Origin of the sequence: Acinetobacter seifertii (genome assembly GCF_000368065.1) — a bacterium.
In the GTDB taxonomy this organism is placed as follows: Bacteria; Pseudomonadota; Gammaproteobacteria; order Pseudomonadales; family Moraxellaceae; genus Acinetobacter; species Acinetobacter seifertii.
The window spans coordinates 799,204-817,427 of sequence record NZ_KB851200.1; the positions used below are offsets into that span (position 1 = coordinate 799,204).

Consider the following 18,224-nt stretch of genomic DNA (forward strand, 5'->3'; position numbering starts at 1 on the left):
AACCGCTCTATCTCTGATTTCAGGGGTGTATTTTACTTTTTTCATCGGGACATTCTCTCAAGAAAAGTGGTCTCCGACAAACCCGGTACGGTTCATAACAAGTGTTCGCTTAAACTTGGTAAATACTAAGCATTTAAAAAGTCTGCTGAAATATATAACAGAGCATCGCCATACCATTGAGTTATGCGTCTTTCAGCCAAATTTTTCATCTGCGCCAAATATTGAATCTTTATCTTTAGAAGAAATTGAGCACAGTTGGCAGACTACAGGTTTAAGTGCAGTGAGCGTGTCGCAACTAGTGCTGAAACCGATGTTAAAGCAGCAAAGAGGTACAGTTATTTTTCTTGGAGCACCATCTCACAGTTCACCTCACCACGATGTATTAAGCCAAAGTATGTTTGCGGGTATTCGAGCGTTATCACAGTCATTGGCAAGAGAGTTTCAGCCCAAAGGCATACATGTGACGTATTGCATGGTAGAAAAATGGGATGGACAAAACCCGCACTTTATTTCATCTGTTAAACACGTATGTCAGCACATCTATCACCAATCTGACTCTGCATGGAGCCAAGAGCTTAGCATATCGTGAGATTTTACTTTTGAGGGTTCTTAAAATAGAGTACTGCTTTGGAATGACAGCACAACAATGATTTCGATAGGTACTTAAATGTTAAATATTAAGAACGTTCAACAAACGGTTAAAGTAGCGACTACAGTGGCAGCTTTGATGTGCTTTTCTTCATTGGCACAAGCATATCAATATGATCAAACAGCACGTTTAGTTAACGAGCGCTTATCTTATATGAAAGATGTCGCAGGCTATAAAGCAGAGCAGCATTTACCGATTGAAGATTTAGCTCAAGAAAAGAAAGTACTTGACCAATCACTTTCTGAAGCCGAGTCTTTTGGACTGAATAGCGAAACGGTAAAGCCGTTTATAGTGACACAAATGAATGTAGCAAAAGCTATTCAGTACCGATATAGAGCAGATTGGTTGTCTAGCCCTGAAACCAACTGGAAGCCTCAGGACTTAAGCGAAGTGCGTTTAAAAATTAGTTCTTTAAACACCGAACTTTTAAAAAATATTGCCTATGAACTTAAGAAAAATAATAACAAGGCACCGCATGGCTGTAGCTATATGTGGCCAGTTCAGCACCCTCAGCTAAAAGAAGCCGATAAGAAGGCTTTATGTGCAACATTGAATAAAATCAAATTAAAACAATGAAGCACCTAAAGCGGCTCATATAAGTCAATTATTCAATCAACATTAAGTCTGCAGTGTTGGCAGATTTAAGTGGTCGTAGGGCAAAGGTTGAACGCGTGTGCCGAATACCTTTAATCGAATAGAGCTTTTTACGTAAAAAGCGTTCGTAATGTTCGGCATCTTTTACGGCCACTTTCACCAAGTAATCATAGTCACCCGTAACTAAATGCGCCTCGACCACTTCAGGAATATCTGCCAAAGCTTCACTAAAGTTTTCTAGCATTTCGTCGTCGTGGCGTTCTAGCGTAATTTCAATAAAGAATAACTCATGAATGCCAATCGCTTTTGGGTTTACGTTTACCGTATAGCCTTCAATAATTTTTAGAGTTTCTAAACGTTTGAGTCGAGTCCAGCAGGGCGAGGATGAAAGCCCAACTTCTTCGGCGAGCTGTGCAACTGTTAAGCGGCCATTTCCACGAAGGGCAGATAATATTTTCCGATCTATGCGATCTAGTGTGTATTCTGTGCTGTTCAAAATATAAACCAAAGAAGATTCTTCTGTTAATTTTTAATATACGTGATTTTTATGCTGATATCATTTAAAAAAACTGAAAATACAGTCAACATTTTAAGTGAGACAGCCATACACTATTTCTATGCATCGGACTCTACTGGATAGGAGTTGTGATGGAGCAAAGAGCACTGTTTCAGTAAGGGTGACTAAACAGTGCTCTTTGCGGATCTTATAAAAATTTAAAGATGCGTATTTTTTGCTTCTAAAATTGCTTTAAAAAAAAATTTCACATATATCTTAGTTTTATTTAAAAAAATCTATTTGCATGTCTATCGCATATTCTTTCAAAAGACTAAATGAACTGATTTAATGAAGTTAATTCTCATTTTTATTTTATAGCTATTCTTATATAGCTTTATAATCTCTTTTATTAAGCTTAATAGAATGCCTAACTAGAATAAAGATTTAATTTAACTAATAAAGATAATTATAAAAACTTATATCACTTATTCATTAAACTTAATTCCATAATTTTAATAAGGTGATGAAATATTCAAAAGATAAGAGGATTTATCTAACTTTCTTATTATTAATAGACACTTATAAACAATTATTATTTAATACACCCGCAACATTGCCACTTATACTTTTAATAATTTTATCGGGGAAATAATGCGTAATTTTTTAGTAACAGCTTTCACTTTATTGGTAGGGTCATCAGTTTATGCTGCTCAAGAGCCTAAAACTTATATACAGCGAACAACTTGCGAGAGAACAGTACAACTACATGGTTTTTTAAGCCGTGCTCAACTTGATTGTAATTATCACTATACTTCACAAGAATTAGTTCATGAATCTGACAAATGTACCAAACATGAACTAGGTGAAAAGTATGGTAAAGAAGTTATGAGATTAGGTATGGACCAATTTGAAGCACGCAAACGTGAAGATATGAAAGGTCAATTATGTAGCACGGTTTTAAAAGAGTTTCCAAACTATATTAGAAAATAAAATGGGATCTTAAAAAGCCTCTGTAGGCAAGCCGATAAAATGGATTTTATGATTCATTTTATCGGTGTATCACAGTATATAACTATCAGTTAAATCAGAAAATAATCACTAATAACCTAATCAATATAAAAACCATCTATTTTTAGATCTATTGGTGATCATATTTTAGGTATGAGAATGAGTCGAAGATGAGAGGTGTTCTTTTAACTCTAATTTAAAATTTTCCCATAGTGTTTCAGGCTCTAATTCTGAAAAGCCTTCTAATGCCATATCTAGTTGAGTCTCATATGAGTAAATTAAAAACCGTAATTCTTCTTTTTCTAAGTAAGGATGTATGGAAACAATATTTTGAAAAAAAGAATATATCTGGTCTTTATGATTCACAATATTTATATACTTAAAAATAAAATTTTCTAAAACTTTCCTTGTTATTTCATCTACCGAAGTTTCACTAAATTCACTTTTTTCTGTGAGTCTGAAATATTGTAATATTTGCTCAGTGTTTGATAAAAAACAGATGTCTAAAGCTAGCTCATTTGTTGGATCATTCTCTAGTGCATGCACGGCCCAGTTCTGAATCTCTTCAGGCGTGATTAATTTTAGATCTAGCTCCATTTTTAATTGAAATTTATAACTATTAGACATTTATTTAACCTAAATTTATTACATGATATTTAGAGAAGGTAAGAGCAGCATCTTTCAATATGTGGTCATATTTAAAAAAACTAGATAAAACCTTCACTCCATTTTTTGTCTAATTCTTTTAAATCATTATATGCTTTTTCAAATTCGCTCAACGAAAAACTTAACCGCGGAGCAGAAGGTGAGGTTTCCCAAACTACGGATGTCACAACATCGTGAATATGGTTAAATGCAAGACCAAAACGAGCCCATACGACTTGATCTGCTGAAACAACTTGTTCAACCATAATTACGCTGCATGCTAGATCTAAATCATCAGAGCAAATTAATATTGGAACCACTGTTGAAACAGCTCCATTTTTATAAACTTCAGGCTTAAGAAGTTTCCATGCATTACTTAATGCTAACTCACTATCATAATCATATAACCAACCTTGAGCTGGAACTAAAGTTTCTGCACGATCAATAATTTGGGTATTCTGGTGCACCCATATATTTAATGGAATATTATCAATTGCAAGAATAGGGAATGGTTTAAAATTACCATTAGCATCTTTTATACATCCTTCAATCAGATGTTCACGTAAAAGAGTAGCTGAGATCGTATTCATATTTATAAGTTAATGTGCGTTAAGCAAATATAATATATTCTATTCAACAGATTAACGAATCTAATCTAATGAAAAACAAAAATTATTTATCCATTTTCTAGCCAATATCACATTGACACCCCAAATCTCTCCGATTATCCTTTGCCTGCTGGCCTACATTGCCAGTCGACTTTGACAGGTCGCCATCATCTAGAACATCAAGAAAGTAATTTTTTGGTGTTGAACTCGTTCGTCTCCCTTCGTAGCGGTAGGACGGAGGAGGGACGCCTTCGGGCGTGCCAGTTCCTAGATGACTGGTCTGTCAACCCGCCTTCGTTCTACCACCATAATCATTTGACAGTGATTGGGTAGAACTTCTATTTCATCTAGGAGTTCGCTATGCGTACTATTTCTTCTCATTTATTGGCCTTTGCCAAAGTCTATCTGTCCATACTATTTAAACATTCTATAAATCGGTTTAATCGACTCTAGGTTTTCTGCACCTTAAGAATCGTTACGACTCAAAAATCATAGCAACAATAAACCCGAGATAGGCGAGCACACCTTTGTTGTGTCGCTTTTACATGCCTGTTTTTAGCGCTCAATTTAAGAGTGATGGCATTTCTATCTCTTTTATATACAACAAAAAATTATTTTAAACGGTACAACTATGTCACCTTTAGTACTTTCTACACGTGCTTTAAAAGTTATTAATAAGGCGATTGATTTATTTCACCACCACGGATTCCATTTAGTGGGTGTCGACAGAATAGTGAAAGAGTCTGAAATTACAAAAATGACGTTTTATCATTACTTCCAATCCAAAGCGCGGTTTATTGAAATCTGCCTACTTGTGCAAAAACAACGTCTTCAAGACAAAGTCGTTGCAATGGTGGAATATGACCAAGACTCAAACGTGAGAGACAAACTCAAAACACTATATGACTTACATACAGACTTGGAAGGGCCGTATTACCTGTTATTGAAAACCATTTTTGAAACTAAAAATAATTATCCAAACGCTTATCAAACTGCAGTGAGATATAGAATGTGGCTCACCAATGAAATCTATAGTCAGCTAAGAATGCTTAAAGCGTATACTTCTTATGATGAGGCTAAACTATTTTTACAGATGATTGAAGGTGCTATTATTCAAAGGCTGAGTCATAACGATGTAGATGAAAGAGACAAGCAATTCCAATATTTTATAGCGATGTTTTTATAAAATACTCAAGATAATAAAAGCCCCGAGGTCGGGGCTTTTACTGTATTAGGAACTAAGCAAAGTTCTTACCACTTATGACTATAAGTCACTTTAAGCGTTATACCATTTGCGAGTAAGTGGCTAGTGTTATCGCTTGTTCTTAGTAATTGGCTATAAAGCGGGTAGTACTTGCGGTTAAACATGTTTTCTAAACCAATGGTCATGGTGTCTTTCTTGTTCAGCGCAAAGCTACTGATTAAATCTGCTGTGGTATAAGATTTTACATCGTAGCGACCAAAACTGTTTACACCATTTAGACGGTAATCTTCTGAACCGAAGTAAGTTGCTTGTAATCGGTTCGTCCAAGTTTCAGTTGGACTATAAGAAACATAAGCTGTGAGTTTTAATGGTGGAATACGGAAGCCCGTCATGTCTTGTTCAGAACCGTTTTGAGGTTTTTCACGGCCTTTCATCCACGTAACACTACCGCCAGTTCCCCACACATTTGCATCATCAAGATAATCAAGTGTTGCTTCAACCCCAGTAACTTTCTCTTTCGTTCGAGCCAGCACTAAACCATTGTTGAATGATTGCACAGCACCTAAGTCAGAAGTAGAGTGGAATACCGCTAAGCTTGAAGAGAAGTTATTAAAGTTACCTTTCCAGCCAAGCTCGTAGTTATCAACTTTTACAGGCTCTAAGAATGATGATCCAAGGTTAAAACCTTCACCAGCATTACGAATAATTAAACCAACATCAGGTAACTGAAAACCTTGGTTAAACGATGCATAGATCGAGTGCTGGTCGTTTGGTGAGAAAGTCACATTGGCATTGTATAACCATGCATCAGCTTTTACTTTTCCGCCTGGAACCGTGTAAGGATTGGTTTTGCCTAATTGTGATAATGGAACAAAGCTATCAATTTGGGCATAGCTATCTTCATAGCGTGTACCAGCTTCTGCTGACCATTGGTCAGTAAAGCGGTGTTTTAACTGTACAAAACCACCGACACTTTGCGTGGTCAGTTCAGGTAGATAAATCAGTTTTCCGATTTTTACAAACTCTAAACCGCCAGATTGATCATAAATATTAGGGTCGAAAATATCTAAAGGCATTTCGCTTTTTTCGCGGCTAAAGTCACCACCCCAAACCAATGATGTATCACCTAAAAACTCAAGGGGAGTGGTCACGGTTAAGCGGCTACCGAGTACGTTATTTTCTTGATAAATCTGGTCGACTTGTTTACCACGGTTGGCATTTGCACGGGCATCAAACGGTGAAAAACGGGTAAAGAAATCACGGTAATAAATTTGAGCATCAACCTTATTACCTAATAAGTCTTTATTGGTATAGGTCAAATTGTAGATCTGGTTTTCATTTTTATTTTGGTCTTTGAGCTTTAAGCCTTTAATGGCTTTGGCTGGCACTGTACCAGCTGGAGCTTTTTTAACACTTGGGTCAGATGCATAGTCTGAGTCTTGCTCGGCATTATAGTAGTTTGCAGCAAACTGTAGGTATTGGTTGTCATCAATGTGGTAACCCAGCTTACCACCGATGCTATATCCATTTGAGTCGTAAAGGTCGCCCTGACTTGGTTCTGGTGCAACACGGTCGCCACTTGCATCGTACGGGCTACCAATACGTTGATAACCAAAGTCGAGCGCATAGTCAAAAGCGTTAAAACTGCCCGTAAAATACTGGTGAATATCACCACTTAAAGCATTAGAACGCAGATTTGTAAGTGGTGTTTGAAGTCCAACGACGGTTTTAGCCGTAGGTTCACCGCCCGCAGCTTTTGTAGTAATTGAAATAATACCGCCCGCTGCGCCGCCACCATAAATTGCGTTACTACCGCGAATCACTTCAATGTTGGCAATACTTTCAGGGTCAATGGCTGAAAGTCCTCTCGCTGTATCACGTGTAAGGTTCATAGGAACACCATCGACCAAAATAAGCGCATTACGGCCACGTAAAGTTTGTCCATAATCGGTAATGGTTCGGCTTGAGTCCGATAGGCCCGGTACGGCTTTGGCTAAAACAGTCGCAATGTTGCCAGACGATCCATTTTTTAAAAGTTCAATTTGTTTTTCATCGAGCTTAGTGACTTGCTTAGCAGAGGTAGAAAGTTCATCTGCACGTGAAGCGGCAATTGTAATAGTAGGGAGGGCTTCAGGCTTTTTTTCTGTTTCTGCGGTGTCAGAAGTTGAAGCTGCAAATGCTGAGTTTGAAAGAATAATGGCTCCACCAAGTGAAAGAAGTGGAATGATATTTTTAACTTCAGATTTCCTCGTTAAAAGCTTATTACTTTTCTTATTTCTCATTGTCTCGCCCTGAGAGTGATTTTAAATTGACCGAATTATAAATGAGAATCATTGTAATTAACAATATTATTAATTGCTTTAAAAAAATATATTTGAAATTTATTCAATGAATTAGGGGAATAGGCTTTTATTCCCCTAAAAAGATTTGAACAGTTATGAGTTGTCTTTAAAGGTGTTTAGATGGTTTTGATGGGCACGGCGAATAATGCTGCGGTCATCGCCGAGTACAAAAAGCTGAACAGATTGCTGTTTCCATGCCGCGATATCTTCAGGTTGTCGGGGAATAGCACAAAAATGCTTTTGACTATTTTTAGTCTTTAAATACATCTCTTGAACTTTTTCTTTCACCTTTGGATGGCTAGTTTGCCACGGTATTCCCATCGATTGAGAAAGGTCGGCAGCACCTTCCAGAATAATATCAATACCTTCGACTTTTAAAATTTCATCTAGTTGTTGTAGTCCTTCTAAGCTTTCAATCATGGCAACGACAACCGTTTCGTTTGAGGCTTGTTGAACAAAACTCGCTAAATCGTCCATGCCATATCGATTTAATCTTGTTGAGTTGAGTCCTCTTTGCCCAAGCGGCATATAGTGGCAATAGTTCACAGCTTCTTGAGCTTGCTGAGCATTTTCAATACGTGGAAACACAATGCCTGTTACCCCTGCATCGAGCAGAGGTAGTAAGAGGTGGTTCGCGTTTAACGGCACTCTTACAAACACATCAAGAGGCATGGCTCTAGCAGCTAAAATCATAGTCTCGACTTGAGACGTACTAAATAAAGTATGTTCCAAGTCGATAATAATAAAGTCATAGCCCGCTAGTGCCAGTTGCTCGACATTAATTGGCGAAGCTACGGAACAAAATATTCCGTAGAGCGTCTCACCATTTGCTATTCGTTTCTTAAAAGAAATCGAATGCTTATTCATATTCAATTTCCTTAATTAGGCTGAGCGGGTTTGGCGTGGTTTGTACTCTTAAGCGAATTTCCGGAAGAAAACGGCGGCTTGCGAGCTGTTCAATATCGATGGTGTCATCTGTAAAGTTAAACAATTCATATCGTTCGCTAAACTCTGGATGAGCTTCTTTATGCTGATTGATGATGGTTCTTAACATGGTCCAGAATTTGATTTCATCGAAGTCATAATGTTCATTTAAGAAAATTGCTAACTCAGCCAGATTTACAAACCAAAGCGCATCTTGAGTAAAGTCTCTTAACTCATTTGGAGAGTGGGTTTCTAAGAATGAGTTCGGGTTAATTTTGGCATGTTCCTTTGGAGCATCTTGCAAGTTAGGTAAAAGGTTCGGCTCACGTAAAAGATGACGACTAAAACGGATTCCATCATGGAAATCTTTCAAGGCCGCTTTAACAGGTAAGCCATTTTTATGAATCAGTACCATGTTTTGCGCATGTGACTCTAAAGCGAGGCCGTGGCACCATAAAATATGCATGATTGGTAAATAGGCATTGCTGAGTAATTTTTCTAACCAGAACTCAATACCGTACTCTTGAATCCACTCATCAATAAGAGGTTTTTGGTCCGTATCAACTTGCATCAACCCTGTTACAGGCGTTGCTGATTCGCCTTCTTTTAAGTAGCTGTAAATACTTTCACGCCAAATGCAGGCGAGAGCGCCGTATTGAACAGGTAGCGCAATCTGCTGGTTCACTGAAAGGCCGCCAATCTCTCTTAAAATAACAGGCTTGCGCTGTTTTTCTAAAATAGGGTCTTGCTCAACAATGTTATACAGCCAGTCACTCATTTTTGCTGCATTTTGAACGGTATGTGGTGCTAATACACGAGAGGTAGAGGTATTGACCAAGTTCATGGCCAACTTAAGAGAAAGCGCCGAAATATCGCTAATATTTGATAAAGTTCGAATCGACTGCTGCGGTAAATAAGTCGGACCTTCAATATCTAACGGTATGATCAGTTGGTTGCTAATTGCATCTTGATAATATAATTCAATAATTTTATCCCACTGCCACGGGTGAATTGGAGTAAGGATATAATCTTTAAAATCTACATTTTGTTCTTTCAGTTGATCATTAATGGCTTGTAGATCTTTTTCTGAAAAATGCTGTTTATAGAGCTGCTCTAAGTTAATGGTTTCACTCAAAACCAGTTTGCATAAACTATTATGAGTTGCCACCCATTGAACCGTAAAACCTTCAGAAAGCTCTGGTGCGTATTTCTGGTTTTCTTTTAAATCGAAGCCGATACGAGACTTAAAACTTGGGTGATATAAATGCGCGTTGGTGATGCGTGCCTCTTGTTCTAGGTAAGGCAAAGTTCTTAAAGGTTGAGCAGGGGCTTGGCTCAAAGTCTGCGCATGTTTAACGTAAGTTAAATTCAGCTCATCATTAAAGTTTTGCCATTTAACTGGGTCAGCTTCAATAATATTTTTGAGGTCGGCAAGTAGCGTTTTTAAGTTAGGGCGAGTTTCAGTGCCTAAAGTAATATCAGAACGAACTAAGCTTGAAGGATCTAACTTAATTCGTTTAAAACTAAAATGTCGTTTGGCCGCACAGGTATAAAAAACGGTATCGGAAATATAGAACTTGATTTGACCTTTAGAAAACTCGTATTTAAAAGTATTTTCAAAAATGAGTGCTTCTAATAATTGGCCCATCACGCGGTTTTCCGCGAGGGTTTTATAATTGGTTTGTTGTGTTGGTTGAAGAGGGCAAAGCGCTTCTGCGCCGCGATATTTATAAATAGGGTTTTCAACTTCAATCCAGATAGGATTGCCACCACTGTGGTAGAGCGTATTTAACATATTTGCCTTAATTGGTAATGTGAGTGAATTAATTAATAAATCGCGGTATTGCTGGCCTTTGGCGCTAAAGTTTTCTTGTGTGAGTGTAAGGCGTGTGGCTTGCCAAAGCTCAGATTCATCAATTGCTGTAACTCGTGCAATTGCACTGATGAGATGAGCAATGTGATTGATTACGAGGTAATATTTTAAAAAGGTCCAAGCATCTTTTTGAGAGAACCAAACGGTACTATCTTCAGAAATAGATGAGTCATCTTCTATCATTTCTGGAACAATGCTAATGCCTTCCATATCTCGCAGAATAAGACGATGTGGATAGCCATTTTTAAATTCCATTAAGCTGTTTTGCATGTGCGCTTCTACGCTAATGCCTTTATTTGCAAACAACTCAATTAATGGAATGAGCGAAACTTTAATGTACTGTTTCCACCAAAAAGTAATGAAGTCTTTGGCATCGTTCGATTGTAAGTTTTGATTTGGTGCTGCTTGTTGGATAAAGCTTAAAAGTGGGATTTCATGGTTTTCGTTTTCTTCAACCAAGCCGCCTAGCATTCGGGTATTTTCTAATACATCAGGAGTGAGCCCAGCTCTATAAATAATGCCGAATGAACTCTCAAGCTCAGGAATTTTGACTGTTTTTGCTTCTAACTCTGGCAGAATCACAAGGTCGGGATATTGCTCATTAATCTTGTGATTAATAATAATTTTGCTCGCATCAATCGCGCGTTCCATTTCATCCATTGGGTTATTACGAATGAAACTGGTAATGCGTACATCAATAGAGAGTTTTAAGAATAGGTTCGATTGAGGTAGCCACACTGTGCGAACAGATGAGGTTGGCCATACGGTTTGACCTAAAGCGCCCAGATATATTACGTCTTGGCTGTCTAAATGTTTCTTTAACGATGGATGTTGAAGTAAGAAATTGGCTTGCCACGGATGCGTTGGCATGAGTTCATAATTTGTGAAGTTTTCTTGCAAACGATCTTTTGCAACTTCTAAAACTTCATCTTCAATACGGTGAGAAGGTTCGGTTTCGCTAACTAACTTTTGGATTAAAGAAGAATGAATTGCAAAGTAGTGGAGTTGGAAACTTGCGCCTAGCTCAGGGCTATACTTTTTCATGTCCTCTTTAGAAAAACCTAAATTGGCTTTAGAGGTCACATGAAAAGGGTGCCCATATAGCATGCCTTGTTCAGTAGCCTGAAAGCCACTCAATGCTTTAGTTGCTGTTTGAGATGGCTTATTTTCTAAAAAGAATTTTGTGTTCTCGATACTATTGGCAATATCGGAGTACAGATTTTTATTTTGGTTTTTATCTTTAAATAAGCTATTCAGTTCATCTGTAATCAGCTTCACTAAACTTTTAGGGTCGGTGAGCGAGTCAAATGTATTGTCGCTTAAATTTTGCAGAACAAAACCACGTTGATATCTATGATAACCCGTAGTTGATAAGTGCTGAACTACGCCATAAACAACCGTGTTAGATGCATGAAATGTATAAGCAAAACATAGGGTGTCTGGTTGCTCTGCATATAGGGTGAATAAAGGAGAGTCTTGAGCTGGAATAATGCATTCTTCAAGATTCACTTTGAGTTCACGAAAGAAAGTATTCAGGTACTGTTCGAAAAGTTTATAAGACCATGCATCTGTTGTAATAATTGAGTTCATTCTTGTGCCTCTTCTAAAATTGTGTCCATTAAGAATCTGTTCAAAATCACCACTAATCCCGCACCGATAAAAAATAGTGAGGTGCAGATTAATGCCGCGGTAATATTGAAAAATGAGTAGGTGAGCGTGATGGTGATTGGGCCAATAAGCTGTCCTAAGACAAAGGCACTATTTGAAATGCCAATCACTTTTCCTTGGCTTTGAGCGCCAGCTTTTAGAGAAATGGTGTGTAAGATTGAAGGAATCAGGGCTGCAAAACAAAAGCCTTGTATGAGTCGTAATACAAGAACTAGCCAAATATTCGAAACCCAGATCAATGCGAAAATCGTGATACCGCAAATTAAAGATGCGTAAATGAAGTTATTAAAAGAATCTCCTTTATCATCATTTCTTTTTCCCCAATAGGTTGCAGCAATAAAAGCGGCTCCCCATGAAAGTGCATGAATGGTGCCTGTTAAGCTTGCAGCAGATAACGAAGAGTGAGTGCTTTGGCTTATTTCACTAATGTATAAAACGAAGCAAGACACCAAACCAAAGCCACCGGCTTGAACCAAAATGCCAGCGCTTAACCATGAAAAAATCGTTTTATCAAAGAAAGCTGGAAGCTTAGATTTCTCTTTGGTTTTTGGCGCCTCGGTTTTAACGGGCTTGGTTAGTACAAATGACGCGATCATAATGAGTGTCATCACAACAAATGCTGTCGCGTTGAGTAATACTTCAACCCGCCATTGATCCATAAATATCCCGCCGAGCACGGGGCCACATAGGCAAGCTAACGCAACACTACTTTGTAGTTGCCCAAAAGCGGCACCACGTTGTTGTTCATTAGAAAGATATGAAACATAGGCATTTAAAATGACCGAAAGACCGCAAAAGCCGAGTAAAATTCGCGCGAAAATAAATAGGTATAAATGCTGGGCGCTCGCCATGAGCAGTATTGAAATACAGAACCCAGCCAGTGAAAGTAACAAGGCTTTTTTATGGCCGAATGTGTCGGATAGATGACCTACAATCGGTGCGGTAAATAAACTGCCAATAGCCGGAGCCGCGAGTGCCAAACCTGCCCAGATAGTGGGAGCACTCATATGCGCCGTCAGTTTTTCCATATAGAGCGGCATGATTGGAATCAGCACCATAAGCCCAAAAGTGGAAAAAAACTGACAGAGCAAAATAATGAAATGATCTAGGCGAGATGAGCGCATGATTTAGATATCCATGGTCTCATAGCTAGAAACAGATAAGCTGTGATAAGGGTTTGGCGTAGTTCCGATTTTACTTGGCATGCCTGTTGAGTCGCTTTCTTGCGCAAGTAAAGGCGTAAGTAGCTGTTTGAATGGCCAAGTCTTATTGTCAAAAAGATAGGTTTGAATTTGCGATTTTGTTTGTTCTGAAATAGGTTGGGTTTCTACAAAATCTTGAATAATGTCTTGAACCATTTCCCAAAAATCGCTTTCCGTATGCTCCGTATATTTCAAAGTAGCTAAAGCAATTGGGTAGAGGTTAATTTGAATCCCTAAAGTAATGAAGTAATTAAATAAGTCTTCATTTTTAGTAAAGATAAGATTGTTCGGTGTGCTGGTATCAATGGTATAAACCGGAGGTGTAAAACCACTTTCTTCAATGGCTGTGGTACATATTCTTAAGGTATCGTGGTCACGTAAAATAAAGCATTTCAACTTATTATTTTCATAACACACCATCGTGTTTTGCCCGTGGCATTCAGGCATGATGCCTTTTGCCCAAAGCGTTAAGAATGTTTGAATAAAATGAACACTTAAGTCTTTTAATAATGTCCATTTGTCGCCTTCAATGCCCAATGTTTCCCAAGGGTCAACATAGGTACAGCTTAAAGCTGACATAGTGATTGGAGTAACGTTTTGGTCTCGGCAAATATCCGGTAAATGTCGGACTTGGCAACCGATTACACCTAAATTTTTTACAATCGGCTCTTGTTTACCGAGTACCCACCAATGTGTTTCATTACTCAAAAAGAGACGATTTTTTAATAAAGCAGTTTCATTAATGACGTCATTTAAAAAATCATAAGCCGTATGACCATTCATTAAATAACGACCTGGCATGGAGCGGATTGCACCTAATGTTTTGGCATTGGTTGAAAGTTTTAAATGCAGAGTCGGGTTTGTGTTGTGAATAAGCGTTCTTAAAGAAGAGGTCGGTAAACCAATGGTGGTGACATGGTTTAGGTCAATACCGTCGTACTTATTTTCTTCAAACTTTAAATAGCGATGTTGCGTCTCTAACAACGGCAGGGCTAAGTAATCATCTGAAAGCTGAGCCATTTTGTCAGCAATAAGACTTTCCTCAACTTCTGATAACAGAAGCTCTTTGTGAGGAATCGACTCCATATTATTAATCACGTCATCTTTCTTAAATGCCCACCAGTACACCTCAATTTCTTTTTGAGTTGTGAGTGGTGCAAGTTCACCTTTTGAGTGAGCGAATGGATGAAATGGACGATCAGCTACCAGTGATAGCAATTCACTAGTAATCAAAGGCGAAGAAAATGAAAGGGCTGACTGTACAATTTGAGGAACTTTTTCAGCCGTCACTAAGTTGTCGAGCCAATAATTAATCGCTTTTTGATGGTGTGGCGATGGCCACCAAGTTGCTTTGGTTAAATAGGTAAAAACTTCAGAAATAGAAATTTTAGACGTTGTATTGTTTAAGAGGTTATCAAGCAAAACTTCGGGTTGAGTAATATAGAAAGGATTTACACCATCTACTTTTAAACAGTTGAAATAGAGTTCCAACTCATCATTGAGAGTAATTGCCAGATAAGGCTTTTTATAGGAAATATGATCTTTAAAATCTCCATAATTCTCCATGTAGAGTGCATCTATCGTTTTTTGTAGTTGTGCTGTGTAAATCCGATCTATCATTTTAGTTATTCCTATTCTTATAAAAGCGGTAGAACCGTGCCAACGTTTTGTTCTTGGGCAGCATTGAAGAACCATTTAGCGCAGACAATGTCATCAATCGCCATGCCCATTGGGTTGAGCAAAATGATTTCATCTTCGTGTTCGCGGCCGTTTTTATGACCAATAATGATGTCGCCAAGTTCAGCATGTAGTTTTTCACGGCTAAATAAGCCATCTTCAACCAGCACATTGATAACTTTCTTTTCTCGGTTTGATTGGTCCCAGTCATCCACAATCACTTTGTCCACTTTTAAGAAGACTTCAGGCTCAATGTCCATAATTGAAATATTTGAAACAAAGCAGCCTTTTTTAAGCCACTCAAATGGAATGTAAGGTTTATCTGAAACTGTGCAGGTAATGAGGACATCGGCTTGCTGAATCGCAGACTTGGCGCTGTCATGAATTTCAATTTCTAGATGTGGGTATTCTGATAAGAACAACGCTTTGAGTTTTTCAGCCGCTTCAGGGTTCACATCAAATAAATGGATTTTTTTCACTTGAGCATATTGTTCAAGCACCGTCTTAATCTGCATTTGAGCAATTGGACCGCAGCCAATTACAGTAATGTCAGAAAAGTCTTTTTTCGCTAGATATTTAATCGAAACACCCGTAATTGCAGCAGTTCGCATAGCACTGATGAGGCTACCTTCCATCACCGCAACCGGATAATTTGTTTCTGAGTCATTTAAAACAATCAGTGCGCTGGCACGTGGAATATTGAATTTTTTAGGGTTATGTTGTCTTGAACCAATCCACTTAATTCCGGCAATCGGGTCATTGCCGCCTAAATAACAAGGCATAGCGATAATACGGTCTGCAATATGGTCTGCACCTTGCCAGCGAAGGTATGGTTTTAAGGGTTGTACAAACTGTTTATTTGCATGCAGGGTTAAACCTTCAGTAATCGCTTCAATAAATGAATTACTATGATTTGCGCCAAGATTTAATAAATCTGATTGACTTAAATAGCGAAGGGTAGCCAAATTGCTCATGAATATGTCCTAAGGAGAAGGTTAAACAACATTTTGTAAAGTAAGGTTTTCTTGGCGTCGTGTGTTTCGATTGAAGTGACGCTTCTTGATCATTTCGAACCATTCATCTTCATAAACCAGATCGAGATAACGGTCTCCGCGATCGGGCAACAGCGTTAAGACGCATGAACCTTTTGGAATGGTTGGAATCAGTTTTTTGATGGCTGAAATAGATGAGCCGCTCGAGCCACCTGCAAAGATTCCTTCATGTTCAAGAAGTTCTCTGCAACCGAGTGCCGACTCATAGTCATCTACATAAATGACATCATCAATTTCATCGGGGGAGAGCAGCGGTGGGACTGTACTTGCCCCAATCCCGGGAATTTCGCGTGGACCAGATGTACCACCGAACAGCACAGAGCCGACAATATCGACAGCGATGACTTTTAATTCTGGAAATCTTTCTTTAAGGCGACGAGACACGCCCATAATCGTGCCGGAGGTACTTGCTCCAATCACAAGGTAATCAATCTTGCGATCAATTTGATTTAAGATTTCTTCTGCTTCACCAAAATAGTGACTTTTCCAGTTGTTTGGATTGGCGTATTGATTAATCCAAACAGCATTTGGTAGTTGTTGGCAGAGTCGTTTTACGGTGTCAATTCGGGTTTTTAAATAACCGCCGTTTTGGTCTTTTTCAGAGACCATTTCAATATTGGCTTTGTAAAGCTTCAGCATTTGTAGATTTGCTGAGGCAATTTTGGGGTCAATAACGGCAGTAAATTTTAATCCATATATTTTGCAAGCCATTGCAAGGGCAATCGCTAAGTTTCCTGACGAACTTTCAACAATGTGACTATCTTGACGAATTACTCCAGATTTTAAGCCTTCTCGTAGCATGAATAATGCTGGACGGTCTTTAATACTTCCTCCTGGGTTTAACAATTCCATTTTCGCAATCACTGAGACTGATTGATGCGTGAATAGCCTTGATAGTTGTAATAGTGGCGTTTTACCTATGCATTCGAGAATATTTTCGTGGATCATGGCAGATCTTCTCAGGTTTTTATGTGTTGTAAATGATAATTATTATTAATTAAATTATTATTACGATTTATTCCAAGATTGTTGCGGTTTGTAAAGAAAAAGTAGAATGAGTTATAGGAATTTTCACTAATTTTTTTGATCTAATTCTTTGAATAATAAAATCTATATTTTGTAAAAGGCTAAATAAATTAAGTTTTTAAATATAAGCAGATAGGCAGGAACTTACTATTTTATAAAAAATGATCACACTAACAAAAAGTAATCTTTTGGAAAAAATGACGGATATATTTTGTGAATAATGCTTTTTACATAAAAAAAGCCCCTATAAAGGGGCGCTGATTAAAACAAAAAATAGGTCAGCATTTAGCTTAATGTTGAAGCCGTAGCAGGATGTTGTGTCATTTGTTCAAAGTATTGAACGGCAGGTGAGCGAGCCATATACGCTAAAGCTTGTTCGGTGTCACCTTCATGGATCGGATTAAATTTTGGAGACAACCATCTTAATGTCGCTTTCCATAAATATTTGATTGTTGGTAGGTTATCTGATTGAGTAGCAGTTTTTTCAAACTCACGAATAATATTAATGTAACCCCGACGCATCAATTTTTGAATATCTTGGTGTTCCAAATCTTGTCGCCCAAGACTACGGGCGAAATCGGCAAGAAAATAAATAAATAATGGGAAAACTGCCATCATGATGGCTTGCCTAGAAATATAAAAACCAAATTTATTTGTTAATAAATGCTCAAATAAGTCATAGGCAACACAGCGATGCTCGACTTCTTCTGCAAGATGCCAACGGAATAAATCTGCCATCGCAGGATCTGCCTTATCCCACGACTTACTATCGAGAGTCCATTGACCAATTGTTCCGGTAAAGTGCTCAATTGCAGCAATTACACCGACTCGGAATAGTAACCAATACTCCTCAACTTTCTCACCTTTTAAAAAAGGAATACCAAGAGGCTTGTCACCTAATAAAATATTAAAAACCAGATGAGCACGATTGAGAGGATCTTGAATGTCGTAGCCATGTTCCCTTAAAAAGTCTTGTGCTTTTTCATGGGCACGAGCATGAGCTGCTTCTTGACGTACAAAACCAACGACCTCTTGTTTTAATTTTTCATCCTTAATGTAGGGTAGAGTTTTATTGAACACTCGGCAGAACCAAAACTCACCCGCAGGCAAAAGCATATTTATGCCATTAGCAACATGTGAACACAGAGGGTCATTTGGCATCCAACATACAGATGACTCTGAAAAGTCGAAATATACTTTTCTTGCTTTAAGTTGATGATTCCCTGTGAGCATAGATGTCACTCCATTCATAATTT

15 protein-coding genes are annotated in these 18,224 nt (G+C 38.1%); 4 read left to right on the forward strand and 11 right to left on the reverse strand.

Annotated features, from left to right (window positions below; translation table 11 throughout):
• Together F985_RS11210 and F985_RS11215 are read left to right on the forward strand one after the other, a co-directional pair.
• Window positions 1–589: SDR family NAD(P)-dependent oxidoreductase (locus F985_RS11210; RefSeq protein WP_004700986.1), on the forward strand; the 589-nt coding region annotated here is incomplete at its 5' end.
• 78 nt (window positions 590–667) lie between these two features.
• On the forward strand, window positions 668–1,225 hold the full coding sequence (locus F985_RS11215) for a chorismate mutase (RefSeq protein ID WP_004700988.1): 558 nt from the start codon (window positions 668–670) through the stop codon (window positions 1,223–1,225).
• 28 nt (window positions 1,226–1,253) lie between these two features.
• On the opposite strand, the gene F985_RS11220 is transcribed toward F985_RS11215, so the two are convergent.
• The gene (locus F985_RS11220) at window positions 1,254–1,739 is read right to left on the reverse strand and encodes an Lrp/AsnC family transcriptional regulator (RefSeq protein ID WP_031944456.1); all 486 of its coding nucleotides are present in this window, start codon (window positions 1,737–1,739) and stop codon (window positions 1,254–1,256) included.
• Between the two features lie 651 nt (window positions 1,740–2,390).
• Between F985_RS11220 and F985_RS11225 the strand changes: the two genes are divergently transcribed.
• Window positions 2,391–2,729 carry a hypothetical protein gene (locus tag F985_RS11225; RefSeq protein ID WP_002048670.1) on the forward strand — a complete coding sequence of 113 codons (339 nt, stop codon included), beginning with the start codon at window positions 2,391–2,393 and terminating at the stop codon, window positions 2,727–2,729.
• A gap of 165 nt (window positions 2,730–2,894) precedes the next feature.
• Here F985_RS11225 and F985_RS11230 read toward each other — a convergent pair whose 3' ends face one another.
• The gene (locus F985_RS11230; protein ID WP_004700994.1) at window positions 2,895–3,374 is read right to left on the reverse strand and encodes a hypothetical protein; all 480 of its coding nucleotides are present in this window, start codon (window positions 3,372–3,374) and stop codon (window positions 2,895–2,897) included.
• A gap of 80 nt (window positions 3,375–3,454) precedes the next feature.
• Complete coding sequence (locus F985_RS11235) at window positions 3,455–3,982, reverse strand: hypothetical protein (protein ID WP_004700995.1); 528 nt, start codon at window positions 3,980–3,982, stop codon at window positions 3,455–3,457.
• Window positions 3,983–4,631: 649 nt separating this feature from the next.
• On the opposite strand from F985_RS11235, the gene F985_RS11240 reads away from it, so the two are divergent.
• Complete coding sequence (locus tag F985_RS11240; RefSeq protein WP_004700997.1) at window positions 4,632–5,186, forward strand: TetR/AcrR family transcriptional regulator; 555 nt, start codon at window positions 4,632–4,634, stop codon at window positions 5,184–5,186.
• Window positions 5,187–5,251: 65 nt separating this feature from the next.
• Here the strand turns inward: F985_RS11240 and F985_RS11245 are convergent, their stop codons facing one another.
• The 8 genes from F985_RS11245 to F985_RS11280 all read right to left on the reverse strand — a co-directional run bounded on the left by F985_RS11245 (window position 5,252) and on the right by F985_RS11280 (window position 18,201).
• The gene (locus tag F985_RS11245) at window positions 5,252–7,486 is read right to left on the reverse strand and encodes a TonB-dependent receptor (protein ID WP_004700999.1); all 2,235 of its coding nucleotides are present in this window, start codon (window positions 7,484–7,486) and stop codon (window positions 5,252–5,254) included.
• A gap of 153 nt (window positions 7,487–7,639) precedes the next feature.
• Complete coding sequence (locus F985_RS11250) at window positions 7,640–8,413, reverse strand: HpcH/HpaI aldolase family protein (RefSeq protein ID WP_004701000.1); 774 nt, start codon at window positions 8,411–8,413, stop codon at window positions 7,640–7,642.
• Window positions 8,406–11,933, reverse strand: coding sequence for an IucA/IucC family protein (locus tag F985_RS11255; RefSeq protein WP_004701003.1), 3,528 nt, complete (start codon window positions 11,931–11,933; stop codon window positions 8,406–8,408). The genes F985_RS11250 and F985_RS11255 overlap by 8 nt, the downstream gene beginning before the upstream one ends.
• Window positions 11,930–13,135, reverse strand: a complete 1,206-nt coding sequence (locus tag F985_RS11260; RefSeq protein WP_004701005.1) for an MFS transporter — start codon at window positions 13,133–13,135, stop codon at window positions 11,930–11,932. The genes F985_RS11255 and F985_RS11260 overlap by 4 nt, the downstream gene beginning before the upstream one ends.
• Window positions 13,136–13,138: 3 nt before the next feature.
• Window positions 13,139–14,779, reverse strand: coding sequence for an IucA/IucC family protein (locus tag F985_RS11265; RefSeq protein WP_081401354.1), 1,641 nt, complete (start codon window positions 14,777–14,779; stop codon window positions 13,139–13,141).
• A gap of 71 nt (window positions 14,780–14,850) precedes the next feature.
• The gene (sbnB, locus tag F985_RS11270) at window positions 14,851–15,864 is read right to left on the reverse strand and encodes a 2,3-diaminopropionate biosynthesis protein SbnB (RefSeq protein WP_003652251.1); all 1,014 of its coding nucleotides are present in this window, start codon (window positions 15,862–15,864) and stop codon (window positions 14,851–14,853) included.
• Window positions 15,865–15,885: 21 nt separating this feature from the next.
• On the reverse strand, window positions 15,886–16,890 hold the full coding sequence (sbnA, locus tag F985_RS11275) for a 2,3-diaminopropionate biosynthesis protein SbnA (protein ID WP_004701008.1): 1,005 nt from the start codon (window positions 16,888–16,890) through the stop codon (window positions 15,886–15,888).
• Window positions 16,891–17,253: 363 nt separating this feature from the next.
• On the reverse strand, window positions 17,254–18,201 hold the full coding sequence (locus F985_RS11280) for a metal-dependent hydrolase (RefSeq protein WP_004701010.1): 948 nt from the start codon (window positions 18,199–18,201) through the stop codon (window positions 17,254–17,256).
• Window positions 18,202–18,224 lie beyond the last annotated feature (23 nt).